Annotated in this window: 12 protein-coding genes and 6 pseudogenes; 15 read left to right on the plus strand and 3 right to left on the minus strand. The window is 43.7% G+C overall.

What is annotated here, in order from left to right; all coding sequences use genetic code 11:
* Positions 1–79: 79 nt before the first annotated feature.
* Positions 80–367, plus strand: coding sequence for a DUF4491 family protein (locus tag J5A74_06395; protein QUI96841.1), 288 nt, complete (start codon positions 80–82; stop codon positions 365–367).
* 223 nt (positions 368–590) lie between these two features.
* Here the strand turns inward: J5A74_06395 and J5A74_06400 are convergent, their stop codons facing one another.
* Positions 591–1,100 (minus strand): ImmA/IrrE family metallo-endopeptidase, encoded by a 510-nt coding sequence (locus tag J5A74_06400; GenBank protein ID QUI96842.1) that lies wholly within the window; start codon positions 1,098–1,100, stop codon positions 591–593.
* 48 nt (positions 1,101–1,148) lie between these two features.
* Positions 1,149–1,565: a helix-turn-helix transcriptional regulator gene (locus tag J5A74_06405; GenBank protein ID QUI96843.1), complete on the minus strand. Its 417-nt coding sequence runs from the start codon at positions 1,563–1,565 to the stop codon at positions 1,149–1,151.
* 224 nt (positions 1,566–1,789) lie between these two features.
* Here J5A74_06405 and J5A74_06410 point away from each other — a divergent pair, with 224 nt between their 5' ends.
* On the plus strand, positions 1,790–2,191 hold the full coding sequence (locus tag J5A74_06410) for an arsenate reductase ArsC (protein QUI95045.1): 402 nt from the start codon (positions 1,790–1,792) through the stop codon (positions 2,189–2,191).
* A gap of 227 nt (positions 2,192–2,418) precedes the next feature.
* On the opposite strand, the gene J5A74_06415 is transcribed toward J5A74_06410, so the two are convergent.
* Entirely contained in the window at positions 2,419–2,757 is a 339-nt protein-coding gene (locus J5A74_06415) for a hypothetical protein (GenBank protein ID QUI95046.1), read from the minus strand.
* A 49-nt stretch (positions 2,758–2,806) separates the two neighbouring features.
* Between J5A74_06415 and J5A74_06420 the strand changes: the two are divergent.
* The 13 genes and pseudogenes from J5A74_06420 to J5A74_06480 all read left to right on the plus strand — a co-directional run bounded on the left by J5A74_06420 (position 2,807) and on the right by J5A74_06480 (position 13,656).
* Positions 2,807–3,148 (plus strand): annotated as a pseudogene (locus J5A74_06420) (nucleotidyl transferase AbiEii/AbiGii toxin family protein).
* A 249-nt stretch (positions 3,149–3,397) separates the two neighbouring features.
* Entirely contained in the window at positions 3,398–3,757 is a 360-nt protein-coding gene (locus J5A74_06425) for a helix-turn-helix transcriptional regulator (GenBank protein ID QUI95047.1), read from the plus strand.
* A 59-nt stretch (positions 3,758–3,816) separates the two neighbouring features.
* Positions 3,817–6,171: a cadmium-translocating P-type ATPase gene (cadA, locus tag J5A74_06430; GenBank protein QUI95048.1), complete on the plus strand. Its 2,355-nt coding sequence runs from the start codon at positions 3,817–3,819 to the stop codon at positions 6,169–6,171.
* A 16-nt stretch (positions 6,172–6,187) separates the two neighbouring features.
* Positions 6,188–6,706, plus strand: coding sequence for a hypothetical protein (locus J5A74_06435; GenBank protein QUI95049.1), 519 nt, complete (start codon positions 6,188–6,190; stop codon positions 6,704–6,706).
* Between the two features lie 10 nt (positions 6,707–6,716).
* Positions 6,717–7,256 carry a pilus assembly protein PilX gene (locus J5A74_06440; protein QUI95050.1) on the plus strand — a complete coding sequence of 180 codons (540 nt, stop codon included), beginning with the start codon at positions 6,717–6,719 and terminating at the stop codon, positions 7,254–7,256.
* A complete protein-coding gene (locus tag J5A74_06445; GenBank protein QUI95051.1) occupies positions 7,253–8,797 on the plus strand; it encodes an FAD-binding protein in 1,545 nt (514 codons plus the stop codon). Before J5A74_06440 ends, J5A74_06445 begins: the two co-directional genes overlap by 4 nt.
* 5 nt (positions 8,798–8,802) lie before the next feature.
* Positions 8,803–9,504, plus strand: coding sequence for a succinate dehydrogenase (locus J5A74_06450; GenBank protein ID QUI95052.1), 702 nt, complete (start codon positions 8,803–8,805; stop codon positions 9,502–9,504).
* A 225-nt stretch (positions 9,505–9,729) separates the two neighbouring features.
* Positions 9,730–10,320: pseudogene (locus J5A74_06455) on the plus strand (ATP-binding protein).
* 12 nt (positions 10,321–10,332) lie between these two features.
* A pseudogene (locus J5A74_06460) lies at positions 10,333–10,850 on the plus strand (hypothetical protein).
* An 18-nt stretch (positions 10,851–10,868) separates the two neighbouring features.
* A pseudogene (locus J5A74_06465) lies at positions 10,869–11,219 on the plus strand (type II toxin-antitoxin system PemK/MazF family toxin).
* Positions 11,212–11,442 (plus strand): DNA-binding protein, encoded by a 231-nt coding sequence (locus tag J5A74_06470; GenBank protein ID QUI95053.1) that lies wholly within the window; start codon positions 11,212–11,214, stop codon positions 11,440–11,442. The pseudogene J5A74_06465 and the gene J5A74_06470 overlap by 8 nt, the downstream one beginning before the upstream one ends.
* Before the next feature lie 71 nt (positions 11,443–11,513).
* A pseudogene (locus tag J5A74_06475) lies at positions 11,514–12,663 on the plus strand (site-specific integrase).
* Positions 12,664–12,810: 147 nt separating this feature from the next.
* Positions 12,811–13,656, plus strand: a pseudogene (locus J5A74_06480) (site-specific integrase).
* Positions 13,657–13,664 lie beyond the last annotated feature (8 nt).

Raw genomic sequence — 13,664 nt, forward strand, 5'->3', positions numbered from 1 at the left:
GACTGTTGCACGCAGAAGATAAGTTGCGCCGGTCTGCGATAATGTGCTGTTTGTATAAGGAAAAGGACAAGGAGTTATGATGAATTTTAGTGGCATATTGATTGGTGTGCTTACCTTTTTTCTGATTGGATTGTTTCATCCTATTGTTATATATACGGAGTATTACTTTGGAAGCCGCTGTTGGCCGGTATTTTTGCTGTTGGGCATTTTGTGTATGATTCTATCCGTAAGAATGCAGAAAATACTTTGGTCGGTTTCCCTGGGTGTTTTGGGCGTCAGTTGCTTTTGGAGCATTAAGGAACTGAAAGAACAGGAAATAAGAGTGGCAAAAGGATGGTTCCCGAAGCGGAAGGTGGATAAGCACTAAAGAAGAAAGCGGGGAGATGAGAAGATGGCGGTATGGAGATTACAGGTGAATACTGGAGGAGCGAACGTTGCGGATTATTGCTTGCAAAACCATGTTGCAGCACTTTGGGGCTGGCAAGGTACTTGCTATGGAGAGTTTACGATGTTAGGCTGATAATTGTGCAGACGGCATCTGCACAATTTGCAAAAAAAAGAGGAGCCGGTCAAGGCTCCTCGAAGATACGTTATTTCAAAAAGTTGCTTTTATGTTCCAGTGCGTGCAGATTATATCCAAGTGTGGCCAGGTGTGCTACCTTCAGCGCAACCAGATTGATGTCAGTGGACATCGCACTGGCGATCTGCTCGGCGGTGTACCCATACTCATAGATGTAGCGAAGGACTTCATCGCTGTCCATCAGGATCTCTGCTGCTACGATATTGGCTTCATATTCCGGCTTGGATTTCATGTCGTAGAGCATGAACTCATGAATCGGGGTGGTTTTCGCCATATTCCGGTGAAGCTGGTCATGCCCTAATTCATGTGCGCACACGATGCGCAGCATATTTTCATTCAGACTGTTATTCAGGAAAATAAAGCGATTTCGTTTAATCACTCGGTACATTCCCTTCAGGGAACCGAGGTTTTCACAAAGCATGACATGGACACCAAGCTGCCTTGCAATTTCAAAAGGGTCTCTGGAACCGCAGCGTTTTACCAGTTTCTCACCGACCCGTGAAAGCTGTTCCGCATTCATCATACCACCTCCAGTTTACAGTATAGCGAAAAGTGTGTACGATAAATATCACTGATCGGATTTTTTACGCCTCGTTTTCGGGGCGTATTTTTTATTGTTCTCTTTGGCAATCCAGTAGGCATCGGTCAGAGTTTTATAGGCTCCCTCGATGGCATCTTCGCTTAATTCGCCGCCAGTGAACATACCGGTCACTTCACTGACCAGTTCTTCAATATCCTTCGCTGCTTTTGCGCCGCCTTTTTCGTGAGCTTCTACGACATAGGTGCCGCTGCTTCCCAGCAGGTACTCAGTAGTAGTATTCAGCGCATCCGCAATCTTCTGGATCGTAACCATATTGGATGGTTTGCGGCTGCCAAGCTCATAATTCTGAATTGTGCGGGCGGTTACACCGGCCTTCTCTGCAAGTTCTACCTGAGTTAAATTGGCTTCTGTTCTTTTTTCTTTCAACCTTTCTTTGAAGACCATAGAAATGGTGCCTGTCGGCTGCTCAAGCTGCCGCACCGCATTGCAGCACCTGCCGGAATGATCGGCGCATCCAACTTCTTTGAATTGGCGGTTGCAGTAGCCGTTGCCCTGTTCGGAACAACCTCTCCTGCCGCACTTGCCACAACGGTTGGCGTGTTGACCGAAGTGCCGGTGATGCTGTTCCTTGTAAAAATCGCAAACAAAACGAAAGGCAGGTTCCCCGCATGACAAAGCCAAAGGTTGCATTTATCTGCGTCCACAACTCCTGCCGCAGCCAGATTGCAGAGGCATTGGGCAGAGCGCTGGCGTCCGACGTGTTTGAAAGCTATTCTGCCGGAACGGAAACAAAACCCCGGATCAATCAGGATGCTGTCCGACTGGTGAATGAGCTTTATGGCATCGACATGGAGCAGACGCAGTATTCTAAGCTGATTTCTGCGATTCCTGAACCGGATTTTACAATCTCGATGGGATGCAATGTAGGATGCCCTTTTATTGGTAGACCATTTGATGATAACTGGGGATTGGAAGACCCGACTGGAAAAGATGATGCTGCGTTTAAGGATGTGATCATGCAGATCCATCAAAATATCATAGCATTGAAAAATCGCCTTCAAACTATATAAATTTGCTTGTCAAGAGGGCTGGCACCGTCCAGCCCTCTCTCTTTTTGCAAAAGTTTCCCTCAATTTTTCTTGCAAGCTGCCGAAAATGACACGCTTTCAAAACTTTTTGCTGACACAGCTCGATTTTTGTGGTAATCTATCCCAACAATTGAATATAACATATTTTTACATATTCGTTCCGGCCCTGCGGGGCTGAACATCTTGGCTTTCAGCCGTTACATAACCGACTAGCATGACCTTCCAGAAAAAGCGAAGGCAGGGGTGGTCTGTTTTGTGACGGCTTTTTTGTTGCCGTTTTGCACGTTGCACCTTGAAAACCGCATGACCGTCTGCATGGGATACCAGGCGATGACCCTGAGAAGGAGAGCCGGAAAACGCCGCCGGAAGGGGGCAGGAAAGCCATGCAGGGAGAATGGCAGGACGTTGATTTCCCAGTTGCGGAGAAAAACGATGTGCTCAAAATGAGCATATCGTTTTCCGTAACGCCGATGAAAGGATGGAATGCCTAACTGCTGACGGCGTAGAATCTTGGTGGCTAACTTGGTGGATATCTTGATGGGTGTCATCCTCTAAGTTATCATGGGTTGCATCATAGGACTTATCATTGGCTGTGCCTGTCTTATGTTGCTGATGGAACATCCGCGTCGGTTATCCACAGATATTGATATTATTGCCGAGCTAGGGACAGATTTGGATAAGTATTTAGATCGTGCATCGGAGATTTTTCCTTTTAAGGATGTTGAGGAACAGAAGCGGATTGGAAAGAACAATATCGAAAAAAGGCATTTTAAGTTTACCTATGATTCACCGATCAATAACAGGCCATTCTATATTCTTTTGGATGTTTTGTTTGAACACAATCATTATTCGGAGTTGGTTCAAAAAGAAATTCAGAATGATCTTCTCTTGACAGAACCGGAATACCTTACTGTTTCCCTACCGTCAGCAAACTGTATGAAGCTGTAAGGATTTAGCTTGGATATTACATTCCGGAACAAGCAGAGATAATGTGGAACGTCATGCAGATGGAAGTGTGACAAGAAAGCCAAAACGGTATACTGGGAAAAAAGATTAAGAAAAGAATAAAGAGCTGGTTTTAATTGTAAAATTTATGGGGAACTAACATCAGCTTATTGACATGAATTTAAAAATAAGTATAATAATAGTTGAGTAATTGTTCAACTATTATTATTTGGAGGTGAATATATGCCAAAAACGTCTTATATTTGTAATTGCGATGTAATTCATGAGGATATTGTGAATGATGTGAAATCCAAGATGCAGCCAAAAGATGATTATATCCAGTTGGCTTCTTTGTTTAAGCTATTTGGAGATGGAACTAGAGTACAAATCTTACACGCTCTAGAACAGAGTGAGATGTGTGTATGTGATCTTGCAGTGCTACTGGGGGTAACAAAATCTGCAATTTCGCATCAGTTAAAGGCATTACGTCTTGCGAATCTGGTAAAATTCCGTAAAGAAGCACAGATAGTTTACTACTCGCTGGCAGATGATCATGTGAAAGAGATTATTGACAAGGGATTTGAGCATCTTTGGCAGAAATAATATTTTTTAACATTATAGTTGAGTAATTGAACAATTAAACAAATTATAAGGAGATTATCATGAAACGCATATTTCTATTAAAAGGGTTGGACTGTCCAAATTGTTCTGCAAAAATTGAAAAAGAAGTCGGAGAGTTGGATGGAGTGCAATCCTCAGTGGTAAATCTCATGAAGCAGACGCTTACAATCAATGTTACTCAGACAGCCGCAGATACGATAGCCAGTCAGATTGAAACGATTGTTCATAGTCATGAGCCAGATGTGGAAGTTCAGGAAGAAACCGTTATGAATGTTACACAGAGTTATTCGTTAAAAGGGTTGGACTGTCCGAATTGTTCCGCAAAAATTGAAAAAGAAGTCGGAGAGTTGGATGGAGTGCAATCCTCAGTGGTAAATCTCATGAAGCAGACGCTTACAATCATTGTTGCTCAGACAGCCGCAGATACGATAGCCAGTCAGATTGAAACGATTGTTCATAGCCATGAGCCAGATGTGGAAGTTTCTGAAATTGTACAGGAATCTTATATACCGGAAAAAAAGCAGGAGGCCAATGAATCCTATAACAATGAGGATAAGAAGTTGACAGTTCGTTTAGCGACTGGTGCAGCAATCTATGCCATTGGTATGGCATTGACTGTTTTTGCGAAAGTGTCACTGCCTATCGAGTTAGCTTTTCTCATTGTTTCTTATGTTATTCTTGGTGGAGATGTTGTATGGCAGGCTGTGAGGAACATTTCAAAGGGGCGTGTATTTGATGAACATTTTTTGATGAGTGTTTCTACGATTGGGGCTTTTGTCATTGGTGAATATCCAGAAGCAGTTGCTGTTATGCTATTCTATCAGGTAGGTGAATTTTTTCAGTCATTGGCTGTTAAGCGTTCAAGAAAATCTATATCAGACTTAATGGATATACGTCCAGATTCTGCTACAGTAAGAAGAAATGGGGAATTGATTACCATATCTCCAGAAAATGTCTCCATTGGTGAGATTATTATTGTAAAGCCTGGTGAAAAAATTCCATTAGACGGTGTGGTATTGGATGGAGATTCTATGCTGGATACAAGCGCCTTAACAGGAGAATCAGTTCCGAGAAGTGTTCATAAAGGAGACGAAGCACTTTCCGGTTGTATGAATCAGACGGGTGTCTTAATGATTAAGACAACAAAAGCATTTGGTGAATCTACGGCTTCAAAGATTATTGATCTTGTGGAAAATGCGTCAAGCCGAAAAGCACCAACAGAAAATTTTATTACTACATTTGCACGTTATTATACACCTGTGGTTGTAATCTTAGCAGCTTTTCTGGCGATTCTGCCACCGATCATTCTTGGCGGAGGCTGGACAGAGTGGATTCGCAGAGGATTTGTTTTCCTTGTGGTATCTTGTCCATGTGCATTGGTTATTTCAATCCCGCTGACTTTCTTCGGCGGCATTGGTGCAGCATCTAAACGAGGTGTTCTTGTAAAAGGAAGCAATTATTTAGAGGCACTTAATAATGTCAGCGTTATTGTGTTCGATAAAACCGGAACACTTACAAAAGGTGTTTTCAATGTGACGGATATTTTGCCTGCAAATGGATTTTCAAAAGAACAGGTTCTGGAGTATGCGGCAGAGGCAGAGAGTTTTTCTAACCATCCTATTGCAAAATCCATTCTTGCTGCTTATGGAAAAGAAATTGATCAGTCAGTGATTTCTGATTATAAGGAAATTTCAGGATATGGAATCAGTGTAATGGCAGGGGAAAAGAAAGTTTTTGCTGGCAATACGAAACTTATGGATACAGAATGTATAGAGTACACAACCTGTGAAAACGCAGGTACAAAAGTTTATTTGGCTGTAGATGGTCAATATGCAGGATGTATTTTGATAACAGATGAAGTGAAGCCGGACAGTAAAAAAGCAATTTCTGACCTGAAACATATCGGCGTGGAAAAAACAGTCATGCTTACCGGTGATGATGAAAAAATTGGGAAGTCCGTTGCAGAAGAATTGCAGTTGGATGAATATTATGCACAGCTGCTTCCTGACCAAAAAGTGGAAAAGGTTGAGCTTTTAGATAGTAAAAAGAGACCGGGAAGCAAATTGGCTTTTGTTGGTGATGGTATCAATGACGCTCCTGTCCTTGCCCGTGCAGATGTTGGTATTGCAATGGGTGGGCTTGGTTCGGATGCGGCCATTGAAGCAGCAGATGTAGTTCTGATGACAGATGAACCGTCTAAGCTGGTGGACGCGATTGAAGTAGCAAAAGCGACAAAACAGATTGTCATGCAGAATATAGTGATTGCTCTTGGGATTAAGAGTGTGTTCCTGATTCTTGGTGCTCTTGGTATTGCGGGAATGTGGGAAGCTGTATTTGGTGATGTAGGCGTTACCATAATTGCTGTTTTAAACGCAATGAGAATTTTGAAAAAATAGGAAATGAGGTGGGAATGTGAAACGAAAACTGATTCTGTTAGTTGTTACGATTGTTTTTCTTGTAGGGTTTGGTGCCATTTTACATTCACCGCCTTCTATGATTGATGTAGTCACAGGAGCAACACCGAAGTCAAAAAAGGCGGCTCAAGCCTCCGCACAGTTGGAAGGCTCTTATGTTCTCGGTATTAATATGATGTCAGATGGTCTCGACAACGAGAACACCCGGAATAAATTAAAAGAATTGGCACTGGACGATTCGGAAACAAATGAAACAGATCTCATGAAAACGGACATTAGTTTTTGGTTATATGTATCTGAGACGGATTATCCGCTTGTCAGTTATGCTAAGAAACTCTGTGACAGGTTGAAACAGGCCGGTTTCTCCGTAGATCTGAAAGAGTACAGTAACACAATGATGCTATCAAGAGTGGTAAGTGGAAAGTATGATGTATTCCTGGCATCGGATGATTTTATTGACGTTACAACGCTAACACAGATGGACTATATGATCATGGACAGCGAAGAAATGAGGTGAGCGGGAATTTATGAGAAAATGGAATACGATTTTGTCTGTTTTAATGCTTCTCATTTTTATGATTCATGGAATCATGGGCAGCTTTATGCTGAACGGAGTTGGAAGTAGCGCAGGGAAACTTCTTGCATGGATTGGTGTTGGTATTCTTGTTGTGCATACGGTGATTGGTGTCATCCTGACAGTTCAGAGTTTACAGACGGCGAAGCAATCCGGAAAAATGTATCTGAAACAGAACGCCATATTCTGGGCGAGACGAGCCAGTGGGCTGGCAATACTGATCCTGCTGTTCTTCCATATTGGCTTGTTTGGAAAGGTGCAGAATGGGACATATATTTTGTTCCCTTTTACAACGGTAAAGATGGTAACTCAGCTTTTGTTCGTGGCGGCAATCTTTGTTCATATTTTTATCAATATCCGCCCATTGCTCGTATCGCTGGGAATCATCAGTTATAAAGAACGAAGGGGTGATATTTATTTGATTCTTTCGGTGCTCCTTCTGTTTATAGCGGGCGCAGTTATTTTCTATTATATTGGGTGGCAATATCTATGAGTAAGACAATTATTATTATAGGTGCTGGACTGGCAGGACTTTCAGCGGCTTTGCAGGCAGCGGAAAATGGATGCAATGTAAAACTGGTTTCCTCCTTTCCATCAGAGCGGGCGCAGTCTGTTATGGCGGAGGGCGGTATCAACGCAGCTTTGAATACAAAAGATGAAAACGACAGTCCCGAAGAACATTTCACAGATACAATAAAGGCGGCTTGCGGTCTGGCAGACCCAAATGCAGTTTGGGGAATGACACAGGCAGCACCGGAGCTGGTGCACTGGCTGTTAAAACTTGGAGTTCAATTTAACATGAGCGGCTATGATAATGTGGATCTGCGGAATTTTGGCGGGCAGAAAAAGAAAAGGACTGCTTTTGCGCAGAGTGATACCGGGAAGCAGATCATGACAGCTATGATAGACGCTGTTCGCAGGAAAGAAGCATCTGGTATGGTAGAACGGTTCAGACATCATTCTTTCTTAACACTTCGTCTGTGTGACAATATTTGTTGTGGCTGCGTAATCAGGGATGAATACAGTCAGGAGACTGTGGAATTATCGGGGGATGCGGTTATTGTTGCCACCGGTGGTATGCACGGATTGTTTGGAAATACAACGGGTTCGCTGAGCAATACAGGAGAAGTCACCGCAGAATTGTTCCGGCTTGGTGTTTCTCTGGCAAATGGCGAGATGATCCAGTATCATCCGACAACTGTGAAATGTGGTGGAAAACGCATGCTCATCAGCGAGGCGGCCAGAGGGGAAGGTGGCAGGTTGTTTGCCATGAAAGATGGAAAACAATGGTATTTCATGGAGGAAAAATACCCGGAGCTTGGAAATCTGATGCCACGAGATATTACCGCCAGAGAGATATGGAAGGTCAGCCATGAATCAGAGGTATTTCTTGACATGACGGAAATATCGGACGAGATTATTTCAAATAAGCTATCTGGTCTGGCAGACGATTGTATGACCTATCTGCATAAAGATATACGAAAGGAACCGGTGTCTGTTTTACCGGGAATTCACTATTTTATGGGAGGCATTCTGGTGGATGAGCAGCACAGAACGCCGATTCAGAATCTTTACGCTGCCGGAGAATGCTGTGCCCAATATCATGGTGCCAACCGTCTTGGTGGAAATTCTCTGTTAGGAGCGTTATACGGAGGACGTGTTGCGGCAAAATCAGCATGCGAACAGGCAGATGTAGTAGATCTATCTTGTGCGACACAGATAGATTTTCCACCAGCGTCCCAAATTTCAGAAATAAAGCAATTAAACAAAGTGATGCAGGAGACTATGGGCGTTGTCAGAAATGAGAATACGTTGTTAAATGGGATTCAAACGGTACAAGCGCTGACAGGAAATCTTCCATTGCTTGGCATGGCAGTTCTAAAGAGTGCTCTTGCAAGAAAAGAAAGCCGTGGTGCACACTGGCGGGAGGATTATCCGAAGAGCAATGATGATGATTACCTTAAAACAACGGTAGCCAGATTTGATGGAAAGCAGATACAGATTTCCTTTGTACCTGTTCCAGAAAGGCGGTGATTCACTTGGTATATAAAATAAGAATCAGGCGGCAGGAGAGTCAGAAAGCAGACAGTTATTGGCAGGAATTTGAGTTTGACGGAAGCAGAAACAGCTCTGTTGCTACTGTTCTAAAGGAATTGAACAGTAGAACCCCTTTGAAAGATAACTCAGGGAATATAGTTACTCCCATCAGCTGGGAATGTAGCTGTATGGTGCGAAAGTGTGGGGCTTGCGCCATGCTGATTAACGAACGTCCGAGGCTGGCATGCTCTACATTTCTACATACGTTAAAAGGTTCTACAATTACCTTGGAACCTTTAAGCAAATTTCCGCTTGTAAGAGATTTGATCGTTGACCGGTCAAATCTGTTTGAAAATTTGAAAAAACTGAACCTTTGGCTTGAAAGTGAAGCTTATATGAGTTCGTGGACACATGAACCGAGATACCAGTCGGCACGCTGTCTGATGTGTGGCTGCTGCCTTGAAGTGTGTCCTAACTTCTCTGCAAATGGGACTTTTGCAGGCGCTGTTGCTGCAGTCAACGCATTTCGGATTCTGAATGAAGAACAGGAAAGCACTCATTTGAATGAGATTTCTGCTGAATATAAGAAGAAATATTTTGAGGGATGCGGGAAGTCGTTATCTTGTCATGATATTTGTCCGATTGGTCTGCCTGTGGAAGAACTGCTTGTAAGGTCGAATGCAGCGGCTGTTTGGGGCAAATAAAATGGATGATAAAAGCTATAATGAATGTATGAAGGGGCTGTTGCACAAGGAAAAAAGTCCAAGTGCAGCAGCCCCTTTACGGTTAAATGCCTCCAAAAGCACAAAAACGCTCGCTATAGACCCCCTAATTTCCCAAAAGCAGATAACTCAAACAGGCCCTTCTGAATAACGATTGTTTTCCAGAGGAGCCTGTTTTCCAATTTTTCAAAAATCAGAAATTCAGGTATGCTTTCCTATACGAATGTGAATGTGCTTCCATTTACCGAAGATATTCCATTGGAGGTAATTGCATTTCTCGATCCGACCATTGAGAAATTGTGCTTTGAGCAGACAGAGGGAAAAACATTTATCCACTTGAAGTTTAAGGATGAAGAAGAGATTATCCTGAATAATGCGGCAGACCTTGAGCAGTATCTGTCCTCTGGTACGATTAAGGGCATTATTACATTCTCGATGGCAAAGGAAGTTCTTCATTCAGGTGGTTATCTTCTGGTAGATGAAATAGAGAATCATTTCAACAAGGAAATTGTAACGACCTTAGTGCGCTTCTTTATGGACAGCCGACTGAACAAAAATGGCGGAACGCTTATTTTCACTACGCATTATCCGGAACTGCTGGATGAATATGACCGAAATGACGGAATTTGTATTGTAAGAAACTATAATGGCATTACAGCAGAAAATTTGAGCTATATATTGAAACGTAATGATATTAAAAAGAGTGATGCCTACCAGAGCGGTTTCCTTGAGGGAACAACGCCAGCATATGAAGCGTATATGCGCTTGAAGAAAAGCCTGGCTGCTTCGATCAATTAAGGAGGCGGCAGAATGAAATTAGCAAAATACAAGGCGTGTATATGTGAAGGCTCTGCCGAAGAAGCTATTATCGACATACTGGTTGATAATGATCTTCTGATTTTCAACAGAGAAGAAATGTTGGAAGAACGTGTTATCCGTTGCAGAAGTGCTAAACGATTCGAGGAGCGATACTTACGGAAAGGATTCGATGAGCAGATTTCTGTGATACGGATTTTGGATTCTCGCAGAGAGGAATTTCGATTGAGTAAAGCATATGAGCAGAAAATTGACGTGGTAAATGTCATTACTGCTCCAGAAATTGAAATGCTGATTATTCATGCGGAAGGAGCATATGATAAGTTTAAGCGTTCTGGAAAAAACCAAGCGAATTTTGTAAAACAAATCTTCGGATGCATGATGTGAAGTCGTATGATTTTGTGAAGCAGTATTTCAGTAACCCACAGCTCTTGGTGAAAGCCATAAAAGGGTATCGCAGAACAGCAAATATCCCCAAAGAAGAATACAGCTTGTCTGATTTGCTGAGATGAGCTTTGCTTTTTTGATACCAGGGCGGTGTTCGTCCTGTTGTGGTTCTTCAGAATGATGTTGGCAATTATTATGCGCCGACGATCACGATTGCTCCGCTGACATCGAAAATTGAGAAGAAGCGAAAGCAGCCAACGCATTTCTTTCTCCGTAAAGCAAAGGGACTGGCAAAACCGTCTATGGTATTGGCAGAACAGCTCGACACCTGTGACAAGGTATGCGTGATTCGCTATCTTGGGCGGGTAAGTAAGGGGCAGATGCGTGGGATTGATGAAGCTGTAAGGATTCAGCTTGGTTATTACATTCCGGAACAGGCAGAGAAAAAAAGACAGGGCAAATGCCGAAAGGATGGCGAAGAAGGCGATGGATAAACTGATTACAAGGAAGGAAGCAGCCAGTATACTGGGAATCAGCGTAAAAACACTGGATGCTGCAAGAACAGACGGTTTGATCTCCTATGTTCAGTATGTGGAAAACGGCTGCGTTTATTTCACGGAAGTGGGGATTCAGGAGTACATTGCAAAATGTACACACCGTGCAAAACCGATGGAACGTGCTGTGACATATCGCAAACCTCGAAGCTTTCGGTGGTGAAAATCGACATCGTTGAGTATGGACGATGAATCCGCAATAATGAAAGCAAGAACAGAATTGGAGGTAATGATATGGCGGCAAGAAGAATGATGCTTCCCGATTATGGTACGGTGAGTATGAAAGGAACGCAGTATTATCGAACCCGTGTAACAGATCAGCAGGGGCGGCGGGTTTCCTTATATGCAAGAACGAGAGAGGAACTGTACCAGAAGGAACAGGAAGCGATCCAGCAGATTGAGAACAAGACATATCGCCGCAGTACACCTACAGTGGAGGAGTATTGCGAGAAATGGCTGCTGATGCAGTCGGCACAGATCAGGATGACAACGCTGATTGACTATACATCGAAAGTGAAGAACTACATCATTAAGCCATTGGGCGATATGCATATGGGAGATGTAACAGCAGATGACATTCGCCTGGCACTGCTGGCGGCATCAAAAAAGTCGGCATCCGTGTACAAATCGGTGAACGTTATATATAAGTGTATTTTTACGGCAGCAATGGAGAGCAAGATCATTGATGAGAATCCGACCATCTATCTGAAGAAGAATGTGGGAGGAATTCCCCAGAAGGAACGCCTCCCGCTTACGGATGAGCAGGTGGATAAGCTGCTGGATGCCATTTACGGCTTGCCGCCGTATGTGTTTGTAATGCTGGGGCTGTACGCAGGATTGCGGAGAGAAGAAATCCTCGGACTTCAATGGGATTCGGTGTATCTTGATTGCGAGGCTCCGTACCTTACCGTTCGGAGAGCCTGGCATACGGAGCATAATCGTCCGGTGATTCTGACAGAGCTGAAAACAAAGGCAGCGCATCGGAATGTCCCTCTGCCGGACAATCTTCTGGAATGTCTGAAAGAGGCGAAGAAGACATCGACATCGGATTATGTGGTTGCAAACCGGGATGGAGACCCATTGTCCTATACGCAATTCAAGAGATTATGGCAGTATATCGTAACCCGTACCACCAAGGAACGCTGCTATTATCGCTATGAAGATGGTAAGAGGGTAAAGCATACGGTGAAGCCGGTTCTGGGGCAAAAGGCGGCACACCTATATTACGAATCTGATTCATGCTTCGGTTGATCCGAAGACAGTTCAGTATCTTGCCGGTCATGAAAGCAGCAAGATCACCATGGATATTTACGCCAAGGTGAAATACAATCGCCCAGAGCAGCTCGCAGGAGTGCTGGAAGATGCTTTTGCATCGTGGGATTAAGAGTAAATCAGAAAAAACTTGGGGCAGGGATGGTCAAAAATCCCTGCCCTTTTTACATACATTCGACATCCTTGAAGGAAGTGGTGTACGCCATGATAATAAAAGTGACAACACGCAATGTATGAAGATAGACGAGGAGGAGAACACATGGCTAAAGGAAAAAAGCGTCCTGCTGAACTTCCGGAATACAGAACAGTGATGATGAAAGGGGTACAGTATTATCGTACCCGAATTACAGATGCAGACAGAAAGAGAGTGGCAATCTATGGGCTAACACGCGAAGAATTGTATGACCGGGTGGAAGATGCCCGAAAGAAAATTGCAGAAGTGGTTTTCCACAGAGAGAATCCGACCGTGGAAGAGTACTGCGGAAAATGGCTGCTGATGCGGTCTGGAACGGTAAGAACCAATACGTTGGAGGGATACGAGCGGATGGTGAATCGGTACATCGTGGGTCCAATTGGACAGATGTATATGGATGAGGTGACCACAGATGACCTGCGGCTGCTGATGGTTCCGCTATCAAAAGGTTCTTCCGGAATGTATGGTCAGCTCAATATGCTGATTAAGAACATTTTTAATTCGGCAGAAGAGAGCAGGGTGATCAAAGAGAATCCATCCAAAACGATTTGCGCAAGAGGAGGAAAGCCTGCGAAACGGCGCGAAGCTTTGACGGATGAACAGACTGCCATTTTGCTGGATAGTATTCGTGAGCTACCACCGTATGTTTTCGTAATGATCGGCTTGTACGCGGGATTGCGTAGAGAAGAGATTCTTGGATTGAAATGGGACTGCGTATTCCTGGATGAAAAAACGCCGTACATTTCTGTAAGGCGTGCATGGCATGTGGAAGGCGGTGAGCCGGTGGTCAACACACTTTTGAAGACTCCGGCAGCGAAGCAAGATGTTCCGATTCCCAAATGCCTGGTAGCCTGTCTCAAGGAAGCAAGGGAAAAATCAGAATCGGAATATGTGATCTCCAATTCAAAAGGGTTAACCTC

Source organism: Lachnospiraceae bacterium oral taxon 096 (assembly GCA_018141845.1).
GTDB lineage: Bacteria > Bacillota > Clostridia > Lachnospirales > Lachnospiraceae > F0428.

Bases quoted from the DNA above. Each gene is read 5' to 3' on its own strand.
- J5A74_06395 (QUI96841.1), top strand. From the start codon at position 80: ATGAATTTTAGTGGCATATTGATTGGTGTGCTTACCTTTTTTCTGATT.
- J5A74_06400 (QUI96842.1), bottom strand. From the start codon at position 1,100: ATGAATGCGGAACAGCTTTCACGGGTCGGTGAGAAACTGGTAAAACGC.
- J5A74_06405 (QUI96843.1), bottom strand. From the start codon at position 1,565: ATGGTCTTCAAAGAAAGGTTGAAAGAAAAAAGAACAGAAGCCAATTTA.
- J5A74_06410 (QUI95045.1), top strand. From the start codon at position 1,790: ATGACAAAGCCAAAGGTTGCATTTATCTGCGTCCACAACTCCTGCCGC.
- J5A74_06415 (QUI95046.1), bottom strand. From the start codon at position 2,757: ATGACACCCATCAAGATATCCACCAAGTTAGCCACCAAGATTCTACGC.
- J5A74_06425 (QUI95047.1), top strand. From the start codon at position 3,398: ATGCCAAAAACGTCTTATATTTGTAATTGCGATGTAATTCATGAGGAT.
- cadA (QUI95048.1), top strand. From the start codon at position 3,817: ATGAAACGCATATTTCTATTAAAAGGGTTGGACTGTCCAAATTGTTCT.
- J5A74_06440 (QUI95050.1), top strand. From the start codon at position 6,717: ATGAGAAAATGGAATACGATTTTGTCTGTTTTAATGCTTCTCATTTTT.
- J5A74_06445 (QUI95051.1), top strand. From the start codon at position 7,253: ATGAGTAAGACAATTATTATTATAGGTGCTGGACTGGCAGGACTTTCA.
- J5A74_06470 (QUI95053.1), top strand. From the start codon at position 11,212: ATGGATAAACTGATTACAAGGAAGGAAGCAGCCAGTATACTGGGAATC.